A 14,301-nucleotide genomic window follows, 5' to 3' on the forward strand; every position below is an offset into this window, starting at 1 on the left:
ATATAATACCAACCCATACAGGGTAGTATATGACCCCGGCCGTTAGTCCCCCTTCACATTGCGTAATTTGGCGAGGAACTGGTCTGGATTGTCCGTCGCAAGCCTGAACATCGCCGTATGGATCTCCCATGGATATGCGGTGAGGAATTCGTCATGTTCGATTTCCAATTTGGCGATCTCGCGTTTGAATTCATCACCGTCCTCAACTCGGATTGTTACTGGTTCGCTCGTCATGCCTATACCTAAGCGATGGGAGAGTATTGGCGATTGGTTAATGCGTTAAAGTAGCGAATCGATAATGCAGTGCTCGAGATCTGCTCTCTCGAGGGTCATTCGCCGGTCGCGATGAGGGGTTCGCAGGATGTGGGGGTCGTCAAGAGGTATATTATTGTTCCCGGTGCGCCATATGCTGTCATGTCGGGTGATTTGCCCGATAACGAGGAGTTAGCACGGTTGATTGTGCAGGAAGTGGGTCAGGAGGGGGACGCTGATGAGGATGAGGTTCAGCGGCTGGCAGATCTCACGGAGAAGACGAAGATTTCGGAGGATGAGATAAATGAGATTATTGAGGAAGCTGATGACGGGGAGGAGTTGGTAGAGAGGTACACCGAGAGGACTGCGGAATTGATGGATGATGTCGATCCCGATGATCTTGGATCTGGTGAGTGGTTGGTTGGGATAACGTTAGCGAGTTGCGTCGAGGTGGTGCAGTACGCGTCTGATTTGGTTTACAACTCCGTCACACTTTCTGATGGCTATATCTAATAGATCATATATATTATTCTAATCTATGTTGTGTGAGGTTTAACAGATAAGCTGTGTCAATAGCAGACATGGGGAGAACTAATACATCCTCTCAATCGTGCACTATCAGAAGACGAAGCTATCTACTCGGAACCGTAGGCGTAGTAGCGTTGAGTGGGTGTGCAGGTGAAGGAGAAGAAGAAAATGAAGAGGAAGAACAAGAGCCAGAAGATATTGTGGCTGCATGGATCAACGATAACAGGGGTGACATTACCAGTGCATTTGACGAAGTGGAAGAAGGTGAGGATTTTGTTGGACGAGAACGCTTCGTAGCTGCGCTATCTCATTTCTATGATGGATTTGAAGCATTACAATCTCTGCATGAGGATATTGAAGGACGAGCTGGTGATGCCGATGACGAAAATCTATCCGAGTTATGGACTATTACGGATGATTATCTTTTCAATCTCTCGGAGGCGGCCGCTAGTCAGTATCTTGCGATGAATGAGATGGCGGATGGGAACAGATATGTGGCAATAACTGAGTACGATCATGCAACTGAATTTTATCAAACCGCGTCTGATTACGCAGAGGAGTTAGATAATAATCTGGATAATGCAATTGAGGATTCAATACCAACGCATAGGCCCACTGAGATCTTGTAGTCCTAATTCTGGAATATGAATCGACGCACCCAATATTCACAATTAAAACCAACTCGAGTTACGCTCGCCGAGATCGCGAACGTTCGTTATTGTCCACCCACCTCTCCCATTTATTATTCTAAACCATGAATGTCAAGGTAGGCACAATGAACGAACTCCGAACGCTTAGAGACGCGTTTTATATGGGATTGATGGGAGTGTTGAGCCTGTTCATTTTTGTCGCGGCAATGCGCATTTGGGCCGCGGACTCACCGGGAGAGTCAGTTGAAGTGTTCGCACAGTCTGTCTCGATTCTTGTTCTCGTCGCCCTTCCGACGTCGGAGATTGGCATAATCCTCGCAATGATTATGGCGACGGTCGGCGCAGCGATCCCGTTATCTGGTCGTAACCCGCACCTCATCCTTGCTGCAGTATTCGCAGGGATGGGTTGGGGAGCCGCTAATATTCTCGTTAAACTGGTGTTCGGCATCTGAGGTCAAATTCAACTACTTACGAGAACGTTCACTCGAGCCGATAATTATTTGCGATTACCATTACTGGGTGCGACCATGAACAGACGCGCGTTCGTCGCAGCCGCGGTCTCCGGGTCGGCTTTGCTTGCCGGTTGCTCGGAAGCGGAGGAATTGGCGAGCGAAGCGACATCGGCGGCTAGTAGCGGGACTTCGCTCGGCGACACTGCAATGTACGGCGATATCGAAGTCACAGTCAGTGACTCGATGACGGCTGAGCAGTTCTTTCTAAATGATGAGGAGATCGAGTCCCCGGGGAACGGCACCTTCGCCCTATTCGAAGTTGAATCTCACAATACGGACATTACCGAGCGGGAAGTCCCGCATGTGAGCGACACTCATTATGAAACGCTCGAGAAAGAAGAGAATACGTTCTACATGGGAGATATCAACGATATCAGAGTCTACGGCGATGGTGAGGGTGGGCACTTCCCAGATGTCGAGTGGCGGGGAGAGTTCCAGATGGAGGAGCAGGATGATGGGATGATTACTATGGGCAGTCAGATGCAGTTCCGCGTTGATGGAGAAGAGCTGGACCCGTATCCAGTCGGCGTTAGTCGACCGAGAATTGACGCAGATACAACGGTCATAGGCTGGGTGGTGGGTGTGATTGATCGCGATGCGACTCCAGCTCTCAAAATCAATTTTGACGAGACGGAGGTGATGTGGGAGGCTAACGATTAATTTCATCGGTCGCCGCCTTGTCCCGCATATATGTCAAGGGTTTTGCTCACATTCTCACGGTGACCTTCCGCGTCTTGAGCTACTCCGGGGCGTATCTGAACGCTCGTAATCGACCATTCGCCGTCAAACATACAATCCATCTTTCAGTGACCACCAACAACGGTGAACCACCCTCTGCTACCCATGGTATGGTCAATCCCTTCGTTTTCGTTCACGATCCCCCGAAACTCGCCTCGTGTTATCGGCCAAGTGGGGAAGTCCTCGAATAGTAGCGATTCGTAGTGATCTCGAAGTTGCCCTGTCGAAACCCACTACGCTTTCCAGAAACCGGGTGGAGAGGGGATCGACGCTCCTGCAATTGCATAACAGTAGTTCGCAATGCGATTTCTTTATTCAAAGTTGGGCGTGAAAATAGCGTTCAGTATAGGTGAAGGACTTACCACTGCGGTCGCGTCGCAAGCGCAGCACCCGCGAGCGACCGTCGGGAGCGAGCGGCCTTTTTAGCGTAGATTTTTGGAGGAGCGGTGAGCGAGCAACGCGAGCGAACCCGACGAGAAAAAGGTACTTCTGCACACGTAGCTACCGAATTGCCTGTTTCAGTTTCAGGCGTGATCCTGAATAAAGAAATTCTGATACTATCTACTGGTAGCCTTAGATTTTCTTTGGTTCTCATGGTAACATACAGGGGTGTATGGGAGGTATATGACACCCTGATATGTAATCCCATGCCCTCATATGTGAGTTATCAATTATGATATCGGACCAGATAGTCCGCTTTGGAAACATTGAATCCGTCCTAATCGCACACGGGAGTGGAGGAGGAACCTGCGACGGGTTGAACTTTAGATGGAAACGCCCGCCAAAACTAAGTAGGAGTCGACGCCGTCTTGTGAATCCGAATTAATTTCAGAAGGGATGGGCGCTACAGGATTTGAACCCGTGGCAACTTGGTCCGAAGCCAAGCACTCTGTCCAGACTGAGCTAAGCGCCCTCACTTCAGCATTTTCCGGCGACCCCGTATAAGTCGCTCGGTTTGGAGGCATTTCGACAGCCACCATCACGCACACTATCGGCACTTCTCAGTCGATGAAAAGTGCCGCCCAGGGTCTTTGCCGTGTACCCCGAACACCTAGCTACTCATGACGGTGAACGAGCCCCCACTCCCCGACGATGGCCAATCCAGCGACGCACCGCTCGAGTTACTCACCGACGACGAGGACGTCTGGACCGCCGTCCCTGCCGATGCGACGGGCGACGATCGGGTCTGCAAGTGGCTCTCGATCGACGCCGACGCGCTCTGCGATCTCGAGGAGTGGCGGTGACCGCCGCGCTCGAGTGAAACCGATCGCCGACTGTCCCCAATTGCACCGCCGTCTGTGCCGTGTTCCCGCCCGAGTGTGGACCGTACCGTTTAACCACCAGCGCTGAGCACTCCCGGCAATGACAGCGGGGGAGACGATCCGCGGGGTGCTCGAGTTGACGCGGCCGGTGAACGTGATCGCGGCGAGTGCGTTGCCGTTCATCGGCGCGTTCGTCGCCGGCGGCGTCGCCGACGATCCGCTCGCGGTGGCGGCTGCGGTCGCCGCGACCGGGTTTGCGGTCGGGGCCGGAAACGCGATCAACGACTACTTCGACCGGGAGATCGACCGGATTAACCAGCCCGACAGGGCGATTCCCCGCGGCGCGGTGAGTCCGCGGGGGGCGCTCGCGTTCAGCCTCGTCCTCTTTGCGGGTGCGGTCGCGCTCGCGCTTACGCTCCCGACGGCAGCGCTCGCGATCGCGGGGATCAACCTCGTCGCGCTGGTAGCTTACACCGAACTCTTCAAGGGGTTACCGGGGCTCGGCAACGCGCTGGTTGCTTATCTGGTCGGGAGCACGTTCCTCTTCGGTGCCGCCGCGGTCGGCGACATGGGACCGGCCGTGGTGCTCTTCGTCCTGGCGGCGATCGCGACGCTGACTCGAGAGATCGTCAAGGATGTCGAGGACATCGACGGCGACCGCGAAGAGGGGTTGAACACACTCCCGATCGCGGTCGGCGAAACGCGCGCGCTGCAGATCGCCGCTGCCCTGATCGTCGTCGGCGTCGCCGCGAGTCCGATACCCTACCTACTGGGGTACTTCGGCGTCGCGTACCTACTCGTGGTAGTCCCGGCGGACGCGATCATGTGCTATGCGGCCTACGAGAGCTTCGAGGATCCCACCGCCGGACAATCACACCTCAAATACGGAATGTTTCTCGCCGCGCTGGCGTTCGTCGTTGGCCGGGCGGCGGTGACGATGCCGGTCGGGTTCTGAACGCGATTCCGAGACGGTTCAACGACGAACGCGGATACAACCAGTATAAATTAGCATTGGTTGTGCTCCTACAATCAAAAGTAATATAAGCTGGATCACGCATTCTCATAGCAACGCCGAAGTAGTCAGCGGAGCCAGTAATGGACGTCACTACGGCTGATGGATGTGAGTATCTGGTATGTATGACCTCGCCGATGTCATTCCGGACGCCGAAATCGATCCGGGGGCGAATCTGCTCGTCGCGGGCCCGCCACTGACCGGGAAGCGACAGATCGCGTTCGATATCCTCGCGAGCGGTGCCGATCGAGGCGACGGATCGATCGTCGTCACGACGAAAGACAGCGCCGACAAAGTTCTCGAGACGTTCACCGACTCCACCACCAGCACCGACGCCAACGTCGGTGTCGTCGACTGCGTCACGAAACAGCGCGGGATCGGCACGGTCGACGACGACCCGCGGATCAAGTACGCCTCCTCGCCCGTCGATATGACCGGCATCGGGATCAAGCTCTCCGAGTTCCTTCAGGAGTTCTACGAGGGCCGCGGGCTGACCGAGAACCGCGTGCTACTCCACTCCGTCTCGACGCTGCTTATGTATTCGAATCTCCAGACGGTGTTTCGCTTCCTCCACGTCTTCACCGGCCGCATCCAGAGCGCCGACGCTATGGGCGTCTACGTCATCGATTCGACGGCCCACGACGACCAGACGATGAACACGCTCAAACAGCTGTTCGACGCCGTTATCGAACTCGAGGAGACCACCGATGGCGAGGAACCCGAGATCCGGACGGCCGGGCTCTCGACCTGAGACATCTACACCGTCGCGCCGAGACATCCGCCGCTTTCTTGCTGGTCCCCGAAACGTTTCACCCACGACCCCCCTACGCTTGCGTATGCCCGTCGACACCATCGACGACCTCGCAGACGTGTTCGAGTACGAAACCATCGCCGTCGTCGGCTGCTCGAGCACCCCAGGAAAGGCCGCCCACGACGTGCCAAACTACCTGCGCAAGCAGGGCTACGACGTGATCCCGGTCAACCCCTTCGCCGACGAGATTTTCGGTCGGCCGGTCCCCGACTCGCTGGCGGACGTCGAATCGGAGATCGACATCGTCTGTCTCTTCCGCCCCAGCGAGGAGATGAGCGAGATCGTCGACGCGGCGCTCGAGCGCGATGACATCCAAGTCGTCTGGGCCCAGCGGGGAATCCGCGACGACGAGGCGGCGGCTCGCGTCGAAGACGACGGCCGGGTAGTCGTTCAGGACCGGTGTATGATGGTCGAACATCGCCGGCTCGCGGCGTGATCGGTTCCTAAGTCAGAGCGGATAACCAGCGATGTCAGGCCGTCCTCGTCGCACGTCGCTCGAGCGTCGAGAGCGCCTCCTCGAGCGACGTGCTCATGACGCCGTCGGCGACCGTCGCGACGTGGGTGAGCGCGACGAGCACGTCCGCGAGTGGGTCGGCCGGCAGATCGGCGACGGCGTCGGCCAGCATCTCAGGGTCGACGGCAGCCGCAGTCTCGGAATCGGCGACTGCGCCGAACGGGAGGTCGGCGACGACCGTCTCAGCGGCACGTCGTCTCGTCCGCTCGTCATCGGCCACCTGCGTGCGGATCTCGCGTTGCCGAGCCAGCGGCACGGACTGTGCAACCGGAATCGAACACGCCGACTCGCAGTACCATGTCAGTGCGCGAGACACCGCGTCGAGAATCGCCTCGTTCGGTCGATCGACGGTTTCCAGGAGGTCGCGAACGCCGGTCTCGAGGGCGACTCGTCGATCGGCGAGTAACACCTCGAGTCGCCGGGGTGCGTCGGACGCGAGAAACGACTCGACGGCCGCCGCGGTCGAGTCGGATGCGGAGAGATCGCCGTCGTAGAGCGCGATCGGGACGTTTGCTACGCCGTTGGCGACGTCCTCTGGGAGGTCCTCGACGTCATCGACGACTGTGAGAACGAACATGGCGTCTCTCGTGACCGTCCGAAGTCCCTCGAGTTGCTCGTCCGAGTAGCCGTCGACCGCGCCGATCAGCGAGACCGCGAGGTCGGCCCAGACGCCGCCGCGTTCGTCGACGCGAGCGATGGTATCTTCGAGCGTCGCCGTGGACGGCTCGAGCGCCTCTTTTCCGAGTTGTCCCCGCCCGATCTGCCGGACCGTCTTCAGGACGGGCGACAGATCGACCTCGGCGGGGAGCGAGTTCGCGGCCTCGAGAGCGCTGGTAAAGGCAAGATCGCCGAGCGTGACGTGTTGGTTCAGTCGACGTTTTCGATCCGCCGCCCAGCAGTCGGCCTCGTCGATCGCATCGTCGTGGAGACTGCTCGTGACGAAGAGGGTTGTCGGGATCGAGGCCAACGTCGCGGCGAGCTCGTCGTCATCGGTCTCGAGGACGACGGCGGCGTAGGTGAACGCGCCGAGCAGGCCACCCTGTGCGGCGTATCCCTCGTACTTCGTCCGCACGGCGGGGGAGAGCTCTCGTTCGGCGGGGAGAGCGAAAAGCGGCTGGTCCATACGCTCACCTGTCAATAGTGCATGATCAATGTACTGGTCACCGAGCCAGCAGCGTCTCGGACAGGGACGGACGACTGCCGCACGACTCGAGTTAGCCCTCCCACTCCTCGAACGATCGGTAGATCCCCTTCGAGAGGTAGCGCTCGCTCGAGTCCGGAAACACCGTCACGACCGTCTCGTGGGGCGCGTCGATCTCTCCCTCGGAAATGCCGCGGGCGACCCGTTTCGTCGCGACGCTCGCGGCCCCGGCGCTCGAGGCGACGAGGTGGCCTTCCTCGCGAGCCAGCCGTTCGAGTTCCGCGTGGGCCTCGCGGTCGGGGACGGCGTGGACGGCGTCGACGAGGTCCGGCTCGAACAACTCGTTGGTCTCGATGTTATGCGTGCCGATGCCCTCGGTCTTGTACTCGCCTTCTTCGCGGTCTTCGTCGAGGAACTCGCCGTACAGTGACCCCTCAGGTTCGACGGCCGCGACGTAGGTGTTCGGGTCCCGCTCGCGTGCGTATCGCGCGATGCCCATGAGCGTCCCCGCGGTGCCACAGCCGGCGACGACGGCTCCGACCTCGCCCTCGAGCGCCTCGTAGATCTCGGGGCCGGTCGTCGCATAGTGGGCCTCCGTGTTGAGCGGGTTCGAGAACTGCTGGGGGACGACGGCGTCGTCGAGTTCGGCCGCCAGTTCGTGTGCGCGCTCGATCGCTCCGCCCATCCCCGCGTCCGTGGGCGTGTTGATGATTTCGGCGTCCAGCGCGGCCATGAGCTGCTGTTTCTCCAGACTGAAGCGCTCGGGCACGACGAAGATCGCGTCGAGCCCCAACTGTTTCGCGGAGATCGCGAGCCCGATCCCGGTGTTCCCCGCGGTCGGCTCGACGATCGTTCCGCCTTCGTTCACGTCACCGCGCTCGAGCATCTTCCGGATCATGTAGCGGCCGATCCGGTCTTTCACGCTCGCGCCGGGGTTGAACGACTCGAGTTTCGCGTAACACTGGACGTCCTCGGGACCGTCCTGAAGGGCGACGAGTGGCGTCCGACCGATCGTCTCGAGGACCGAGTCCACCGGCTGCTCGTGGGTCGTCATCGTGCTGGCAAAAGTTGCCCCTGCTGTTAGGTTTTACTCATCGGCCGGGACGCGGTAGTCGGTACCGAACGGCCTACTCGGCGGTCGCATCGGGCGCTTCGGTGTCGCTGGCGTCCGCGTCACCGTCGGCAGACCCTGCGTCGTCGCCGTCCTCGTCGTCACCATCGGCCACGGCTTCGGCCTCGTCGATGGCTGCCTCGGCAAGGATCTGTTCGCCGTCGATTCCCTGCTCTTCGGCCAGTGCGAGCAAGAGGGCGCGCTGTTCGGTTAGCTGATGGTCGATGCTCTTGACCGTGTCGTGAGTGTCGTCGACCTCTTCCTCGAGGCCGATGATGCGCTGTTGGAGCTCCTGTACCTGCTTGTACATCGCTTCGGCGCGGTCCGACAGCCCCTGGATCTTCTTTGCAGTGCTTCCAAGTCCCATGTCTATCCGATGTGTTGGGTAACTAATGGGCCTTTTCCTCCGTCGGTCGCGTTCGCTGCCGGTTACGCCGCGCTCCCGTTCTCGAGGAACGCCGCGCTCGCGGCGTTGAACGCTTCGGGTCGGTCCTGATTGACGAGGTGGCCCGATTCCGAGAGCTCCAGGTGCTCGCCGGTCGCGACTTCCGAGACGAGTTGTGCGCCCTGTTGCTTGACCAGCGGGGCCTCCTGTTCGCCGTGGACGACGAGCGTCGGCGTCTCGACGTGCGAGAGGTCGGAGGCCTCGTACCGATAGAGCGCGCCGAATACCTTCCGGAACTCGCTGCGGGAGATGTCGTCGACGGCGTCCATCGCCGTCTCCCGAACCTCGGGATTCACCGACAGCCAGCGCTCGCCGGTCGTCGCCTGAATTGAGTACAGCATCGAACGGAACGTCGTCTGCGGGCCGGTCATCGACAGCGAGGTCGACAGCGCCGGCAGCGGCGACATGAGGGGTTTCATCATCGGCGGTAGATCCATCGGCGGCATCGATCGCACCGCCCCGCCGAGGACCGCGCTCGCCGCGCGGTCGGGGTGGCGATCCATGTACTCCTGGACGACCATCGAGCCTAGCGAGAGGCCACAGAGGATTGGGTTCTCGAGATCGAGTTCCGAGAGGAGCGCCTCGAGGTCGTCGGCGAAGAGTTCGATCGAGTACCGGTTGGGTTCGGTCGCGCCCGTCTGACCGTGACCGCGGACGTCCATCGTGATCGCTTGGTACTCGTCCGCGAAACGGTCGACCTGTGGCTTCCAGGCCTGTCCGTTCATCCAGCCGCCGTGAATGAAGACCAGCGGCTGGCCGTCGCCGCGCGTTTCGTACCAGAGCGTGCCGTCCTCGAGAGCGAGTTCTGCCATTAGTACGTGATAGGTCGGCACAGGTAAAGAGGAACGGGTTGCAGGACGTGCGAACAGCGATCGGTCGTCGCGCTTCGAATCGACGGATCGTCCTGTTCGGATCGACTTCCGTACAGCCGAGCGTCCTGCGATCCTGGCAACGATGATCGCCACGTCCTCCCCAGCCGATTCGTTCACACCCTTCGTGTGCTCACTCATCCAACGGAAGACGCTTTGCGTCTTCCGAGCCGTTCGCTCGTGTTACTCGCGAAGACCTCGCACGATGTTGGCGACGCACCCTCGCTATAGTCGGGCACGCCGCCAGCGTGCGCCACCGCACGTGGCTCGGTCGGTCCGAAGCGACGTGTGGTGCCGAAGACGAGCGATACTCGAGAAACGTCAGTCCTACCGATCGGAGCCGACCCACCGGTCCCAGACGCTCTCGAACTCGGACTCGTCCTCGGTGATCCGCTCCCATTGAGCGAGACCGCGCTCCTCGCGGGTGCCCGGAATCGTGTTGTCGAGAACGAGGGCCGCGAGTCCGCCGACGGCCATCCCCGTCGAACCGATGATGAACACGGTGTCGACGACGGCCTCAGCAGCGGTCTCGAGCGGAGCCGGATAGCCGGCGAGTGCGGCCTCGAGACCGACCGCGTCGCGGAACGCGAGGGTGGACTCGAAGTTGCCCATGTAGGCGGGCATCGCCAGCCCGATGAAGAGGGCGAAACCGACGACGAAGAGGTTTCTCGAGGAGTCCAAATCGACGTGTTTGAGGTTCCCGATACCGACGGCGACGATCTGGGCGAACATGGCGATGAACAGCCCGCCGACGATGGGATCCGGAATCGTCGCGATGAGTTGGCCGAAGTAGCCGATGAAGCCGAATATTAGCATGATAACCGCGCCGATCTGGACGACGTAGCGGGAGGCGACGCCGGTTAGACCGATCGCGCCGATGTTCTCGGAGTAGGAGGTCGATCCGCCGGTGCCCATCACGCCGGAGAAGACGTTCATCAGTCCCTCCATCCCGATCCCGTGATTGATCCGTTTCTCGCTGGGTGCCGCGGCACCGGTCAGGTTGGCCACGGCGTAGTAGTCGCCGATGCTCTCGACGATCGAGGCGAGCACGCCCGCGAACATCCCGATAATAAAGGCGGTCGTGAATTCGGGGATCCCCCACTGGAACGGGTAAATCGGCAGGATGAACGTCGTGTCTGTGACCTCACCCAGCGGAACGTATCCGGGGTGCTCCCCGCCGAAGACATCGGCGACCGAGAGCCCGGCGGCGACGAACCAGGCGATCCCGATCGCCAGAATCACCGGATACAGCCGAAACGCCTTGTGTTTGATGTCGAGATACTGTGAGAACAGCAAGATCAGTCCGAGCGTCAGTCCGAGCAGCAGCCAGCTCTGATCCGGCGTCGTGATCTGGGGCGCGTCGAACAACGCCAGCCCGATCAGCGCGATCGTCGGCGCGATGACGACGGGCGAGAGGAACCGTCGGAGTTTCCCGACGAGACCGAAGTATCCCATCGCGACCTGAACCGCCGCGGCAACGATGATCGCTCCCTGTAGTTGTAGTAAGGCCGCCTGCCAGTCGTCCCCCGTTCCGACGCCGCCTGCGGTGACGACGGCGACGATGGCGAGTGCAGGCGCGAGCATCGAGAACGGCGCACCCTGGACGATCGGATACCGGTTTCCGAACGTCGTCTGGGCCAGCGTCGCGATCCCCGAAACGATGAAAAAGGTGCCGACGAACTGCGCCGTCACGTCGGCGGGCATCCCCATCGCGCTAGCCAGAATCAACGGCACCGCGATGTTCGCCCCGACCATCGTCAGGTAGTGTTGGATCCCCAGCACCGCCGATTCGCCGACTGGCGGCCGGTCGTCGATGCCGTACTCGATATCGTCACTGACGTCGCGATCGTCTGGATCACCGCCAGCGTCAGCACTTCCGTCTGCCGATTCGTCCCCCGTTTCAGTCATGTCTCGTCGGATAACGAGCGACCGGGGTCAAATGGATGTTGATCCGTCGGGCGCGACGCTCCGACAGAACCGGGATCGGCGGACGCTCACCGAATGTGCCGCCAGAGGTGTCCGCAGTTGTCGCACTCGAGGCGCCGTTCAACCCGACCGTCGAATACGCGTCGCTCGAGTTCGGCTCCGGCGTCGGCCAGACACAACGGACAGTCGTGTCGCTCGCTGCTGTTCACGAAACACGATTATCGGGCCGCGACCTGTGCGATGTGCCTACTTAGTTGGGGGAGTCGTCCGCCGCTGCCCGATCGGCCGCAGCGCGAACCGTCTCGGCCGACAGCGACGAGAGGTCGACCAGTTCGCCGTCGGCTTCGGCTGCGACCAGTTTCGAAAGTCCGGCACGGGAGTCGTCACCGGCGTCCACGACGATAACGGTCGCGTCGTCGGCCGCAAGTCCCCGCGCAGCCCGACGCGTGGCCTCGGTCGGACTGCCGTCAGCCACGTTCGCCCGGCCGTCCGTCACACAGACGACGACTGAAGCGTCCGTCTCCGCTCGCTCGAGCACCCGTCTCGAGGTCTCGAGCCCCGCCGGGAGCGGTGTCCGATCGCCCGACGGTAACTCCTTCAAGTGCCGCGCGGCCAGCGAGACGCTGTCGGTCGGCGGCAGGAGGACGTCGGCATCCTCGCCCGCAAAGGCGACGAAGGCGACCTGGTCGCGGTGTTCGTAGCTGTCCCGCAGGAGCTCGAGGACGACCCCCTTCGCGGTGCGCATCGCGGGTCGCATCGAAGCGCTGGCGTCGACGGCGAAGACGATCGTCACCGACGTTTCGCCGGCGCGGACCGACTGGCGGAGGTCCCGTTTTTCGATCTTCGAGTCCCCTCGAGCGGCGGCGGATCGAACCGACGCCGCCGCGTCGATGGGGCCGTCTCCCGACGCCGGTTCGGTTCGAACGCGCGCGCCGCGGTTGTCGACACTGGGTGTGGTGCTCGCTCGAGCGCCACCGTTCCCCGTCGCCCGTTGGCTCTCGACGTTCGGCGAGTCGAGGTCGGGTGCTCGCGCCTCGCCGACGTCGGCAACCTCGCCGCGTCGCTGGCCGGGGACGAGGGGCCGAGCTTCGTCCTCCTCATCACCGTCACCGTTTCCGCCGTCGTCATCGTCCGAATCCCGTTCGCTCGAGTCGTTTGCCTCGCTATCCGTGCCGGAGTCAGCGTGGGAGGGTTCGGGAGTACCCCCTGCTGGCTCGGTGCCGTCGTCGAATTGGCGTTCGGATCCGGAGTCGTCGGTCTCCGGGTCGGTATCCCCGTCCGAGTCGTCGGTCCCGTCGTCACCATCCTCCGAGTCGGACTCGCCACGGACCTCACGTCCATCGCCGCCGGACTCGTTTCCCGACCCACCCTCCTCTTCTCCGTCGTCAGCCTCGTTCTCGTCCGACTCACCCGCGTCGCCGTCCTCACGATCTTCGGGTGCGTCCTCCTCGAACCGGTCCTCGAGTATATCCTCCAAATCCGGTTCGTCCTCGAACGGCGTGCTCCGGAGTCGGTGCGGAAGGGCGTAGCGCGCGGCCTCGTGCACGTCCGGCTCGATGACAGTCGTCCGGCCCTCGAGGGCGGCGATGGTCATCGCGGTCCGAGCCGTCGCCACGTCGCCGCGATGGCCATCGACGCCGGCCTCGAGGCAAAGGTGGGCGATCTCTTCTTTGAAATCGGTGGGGAGGGCGACGCTCGAGAGCCGCTCGCGGGCCGCGAGGAGACCCTCCCGCAAAGCTGCCGTCTCGTCGGCGTAGGCGGTCCAGGGATCCGACTCGTCGGCTCCGTTTTCAGTGCCTGAACCGTTGGACTCGAGCGCTCGATCGATGATCTCGACGCGGTCGTCGACCTCGCGACAGCCCTCGACGGTGGCCTGAAGGGCGAACCGATCCCGTAACTGCGGCCTGAGGTCGCCCTCTTCGGGGTTCATGGTCCCGATCAGGGTGAATTCGGCAGGGTGAGAGACGCTGATTCCGTCGCGCTCGACGGTGTTGACGCCGCTTGCGGCCGAGTCGAGGATGACATCGACGAGGTGGTCGTCGAGCAGGTTGACCTCGTCGACGTAGAGAATGCCCCGGTGGGCGCGAGCGAGCAGCCCCGGATCGAAGTCGGCCGCACCGGCGAGGGCGTCTTCGACCGAGAGGGTCCCGACGACGCGGTCTCGAGTCGCTCCCAGTGGGAGGGTGACGAGTGGAACGGACCGAGTCTCGACTGGCAGTTCGTCGGGGTCGCGTTCACGGCACTCCTCGCACTGCTGTGTCGAGTCGGTGGGAGAACAGCCGTACGGACAGTCCGCGACGGCTCGCTGGTCGGGGAGGAGGTCGACGAGTCCCCGGACGGCGGTCGACTTCGCGGTGCCTTTCTCGCCGACGACCAGGGCCCCGTCGAGGCCGTCGTTGGCCGCGACGGCGAGCAACACGCGCTTTAACTCGTCCTGCCCGACGATCGCCGGAAAGGGGAGTGACGACAGCTTTTTGCCCCCAGCGTCTGCAACCATAGTTGAGCTAATACAATAGAGGTTTAAAAGTAC

General features: G+C 61.3%; 15 protein-coding genes and 1 tRNA gene. 8 read left to right on the top strand and 8 right to left on the bottom strand.

The window, feature by feature from the left end; translation table 11 throughout:
• Positions 1-42: 42 nt before the first annotated feature.
• A complete protein-coding gene (locus NATTI_RS0104085; protein WP_006089321.1) occupies positions 43-234 on the bottom strand; it encodes a hypothetical protein in 192 nt (63 codons plus the stop codon).
• A gap of 69 nt (positions 235-303) precedes the next feature.
• On the opposite strand from NATTI_RS0104085, the gene NATTI_RS0104090 reads away from it, so the two are divergent.
• The 4 genes from NATTI_RS0104090 (at position 304) to NATTI_RS0104110 (ending at position 2,602) form a co-directional block, all read left to right on the top strand.
• Positions 304-765: a hypothetical protein gene (locus NATTI_RS0104090; protein WP_006089320.1), complete on the top strand. Its 462-nt coding sequence runs from the start codon at positions 304-306 to the stop codon at positions 763-765.
• 68 nt (positions 766-833) lie between these two features.
• Positions 834-1,409, top strand: a complete 576-nt coding sequence (locus tag NATTI_RS25985; RefSeq protein ID WP_152423936.1) for a hypothetical protein — start codon at positions 834-836, stop codon at positions 1,407-1,409.
• 146 nt (positions 1,410-1,555) lie between these two features.
• Complete coding sequence (locus NATTI_RS0104105; RefSeq protein WP_152423935.1) at positions 1,556-1,882, top strand: hypothetical protein; 327 nt, start codon at positions 1,556-1,558, stop codon at positions 1,880-1,882.
• Positions 1,883-1,957: 75 nt separating this feature from the next.
• Positions 1,958-2,602, top strand: a complete 645-nt coding sequence (locus tag NATTI_RS0104110; protein ID WP_006089318.1) for a hypothetical protein — start codon at positions 1,958-1,960, stop codon at positions 2,600-2,602.
• 916 nt (positions 2,603-3,518) lie between these two features.
• Here NATTI_RS0104110 and NATTI_RS0104115 read toward each other — a convergent pair.
• Positions 3,519-3,593: transfer RNA gene (locus tag NATTI_RS0104115), tRNA-Arg, on the bottom strand.
• Positions 3,594-3,741: 148 nt separating this feature from the next.
• On the opposite strand from NATTI_RS0104115, the gene NATTI_RS0104120 reads away from it, so the two are divergent.
• The 4 genes from NATTI_RS0104120 (at position 3,742) to NATTI_RS0104135 (ending at position 6,201) form a co-directional block, all read left to right on the top strand.
• The gene (locus NATTI_RS0104120; protein WP_006089317.1) at positions 3,742-3,924 is read left to right on the top strand and encodes a DUF7511 domain-containing protein; all 183 of its coding nucleotides are present in this window, start codon (positions 3,742-3,744) and stop codon (positions 3,922-3,924) included.
• Positions 3,925-4,042: 118 nt separating this feature from the next.
• Positions 4,043-4,897 carry a geranylgeranylglycerol-phosphate geranylgeranyltransferase gene (locus NATTI_RS0104125; RefSeq protein ID WP_006089316.1) on the top strand — a complete coding sequence of 285 codons (855 nt, stop codon included), beginning with the start codon at positions 4,043-4,045 and terminating at the stop codon, positions 4,895-4,897.
• Positions 4,898-5,075: 178 nt separating this feature from the next.
• Positions 5,076-5,705: an RAD55 family ATPase gene (locus NATTI_RS0104130; RefSeq protein ID WP_006089315.1), complete on the top strand. Its 630-nt coding sequence runs from the start codon at positions 5,076-5,078 to the stop codon at positions 5,703-5,705.
• Between the two features lie 85 nt (positions 5,706-5,790).
• Positions 5,791-6,201 (top strand): CoA-binding protein, encoded by a 411-nt coding sequence (locus NATTI_RS0104135; RefSeq protein WP_006089314.1) that lies wholly within the window; start codon positions 5,791-5,793, stop codon positions 6,199-6,201.
• Positions 6,202-6,235: 34 nt separating this feature from the next.
• Here the strand turns inward: NATTI_RS0104135 and NATTI_RS0104140 are convergent, their stop codons facing one another.
• The 6 genes from NATTI_RS0104140 to NATTI_RS0104170 form a co-directional block, all read right to left on the bottom strand.
• The gene (locus tag NATTI_RS0104140) at positions 6,236-7,402 is read right to left on the bottom strand and encodes a hypothetical protein (protein ID WP_006089313.1); all 1,167 of its coding nucleotides are present in this window, start codon (positions 7,400-7,402) and stop codon (positions 6,236-6,238) included.
• Positions 7,403-7,493: 91 nt separating this feature from the next.
• Entirely contained in the window at positions 7,494-8,474 is a 981-nt protein-coding gene (locus tag NATTI_RS0104145) for a PLP-dependent cysteine synthase family protein (protein WP_006089312.1), read from the bottom strand.
• 73 nt (positions 8,475-8,547) lie between these two features.
• Positions 8,548-8,898: a DUF5798 family protein gene (locus NATTI_RS0104150; RefSeq protein WP_006089311.1), complete on the bottom strand. Its 351-nt coding sequence runs from the start codon at positions 8,896-8,898 to the stop codon at positions 8,548-8,550.
• A 62-nt stretch (positions 8,899-8,960) separates the two neighbouring features.
• A complete protein-coding gene (locus NATTI_RS0104155) occupies positions 8,961-9,788 on the bottom strand; it encodes an alpha/beta fold hydrolase (RefSeq protein WP_006089310.1) in 828 nt (275 codons plus the stop codon).
• Between the two features lie 384 nt (positions 9,789-10,172).
• Positions 10,173-11,753 carry a uracil-xanthine permease family protein gene (locus NATTI_RS0104160; protein ID WP_006089309.1) on the bottom strand — a complete coding sequence of 527 codons (1,581 nt, stop codon included), beginning with the start codon at positions 11,751-11,753 and terminating at the stop codon, positions 10,173-10,175.
• Positions 11,754-12,021: 268 nt separating this feature from the next.
• Complete coding sequence (locus tag NATTI_RS0104170; protein ID WP_006089307.1) at positions 12,022-14,268, bottom strand: VWA domain-containing protein; 2,247 nt, start codon at positions 14,266-14,268, stop codon at positions 12,022-12,024.
• Between the last annotated feature and the right edge of the window lie 33 nt (positions 14,269-14,301).

It is taken from the genome of Natronorubrum tibetense GA33 (assembly GCF_000383975.1).
GTDB lineage: Archaea > Halobacteriota > Halobacteria > Halobacteriales > Natrialbaceae > Natronorubrum > Natronorubrum tibetense.

Coding starts and splice junctions, on each gene's coding strand:
- NATTI_RS0104140 (WP_006089313.1), bottom strand. CDS start 7,402: ATGGACCAGCCGCTTTTCGCTCTCCCCGCCGAACGAGAGCTCTCCCCC.
- NATTI_RS25985 (WP_152423936.1), top strand. CDS start 834: ATGGGGAGAACTAATACATCCTCTCAATCGTGCACTATCAGAAGACGA.
- NATTI_RS0104130 (WP_006089315.1), top strand. CDS start 5,076: ATGTATGACCTCGCCGATGTCATTCCGGACGCCGAAATCGATCCGGGG.
- NATTI_RS0104155 (WP_006089310.1), bottom strand. CDS start 9,788: ATGGCAGAACTCGCTCTCGAGGACGGCACGCTCTGGTACGAAACGCGC.
- NATTI_RS0104110 (WP_006089318.1), top strand. CDS start 1,958: ATGAACAGACGCGCGTTCGTCGCAGCCGCGGTCTCCGGGTCGGCTTTG.
- NATTI_RS0104145 (WP_006089312.1), bottom strand. CDS start 8,474: ATGACGACCCACGAGCAGCCGGTGGACTCGGTCCTCGAGACGATCGGT.
- NATTI_RS0104170 (WP_006089307.1), bottom strand. CDS start 14,268: ATGGTTGCAGACGCTGGGGGCAAAAAGCTGTCGTCACTCCCCTTTCCG.
- NATTI_RS0104135 (WP_006089314.1), top strand. CDS start 5,791: ATGCCCGTCGACACCATCGACGACCTCGCAGACGTGTTCGAGTACGAA.
- NATTI_RS0104085 (WP_006089321.1), bottom strand. CDS start 234: ATGACGAGCGAACCAGTAACAATCCGAGTTGAGGACGGTGATGAATTC.
- NATTI_RS0104120 (WP_006089317.1), top strand. CDS start 3,742: ATGACGGTGAACGAGCCCCCACTCCCCGACGATGGCCAATCCAGCGAC.
- NATTI_RS0104125 (WP_006089316.1), top strand. CDS start 4,043: ATGACAGCGGGGGAGACGATCCGCGGGGTGCTCGAGTTGACGCGGCCG.
- NATTI_RS0104105 (WP_152423935.1), top strand. CDS start 1,556: ATGAACGAACTCCGAACGCTTAGAGACGCGTTTTATATGGGATTGATG.
- NATTI_RS0104160 (WP_006089309.1), bottom strand. CDS start 11,753: ATGACTGAAACGGGGGACGAATCGGCAGACGGAAGTGCTGACGCTGGC.
- NATTI_RS0104150 (WP_006089311.1), bottom strand. CDS start 8,898: ATGGGACTTGGAAGCACTGCAAAGAAGATCCAGGGGCTGTCGGACCGC.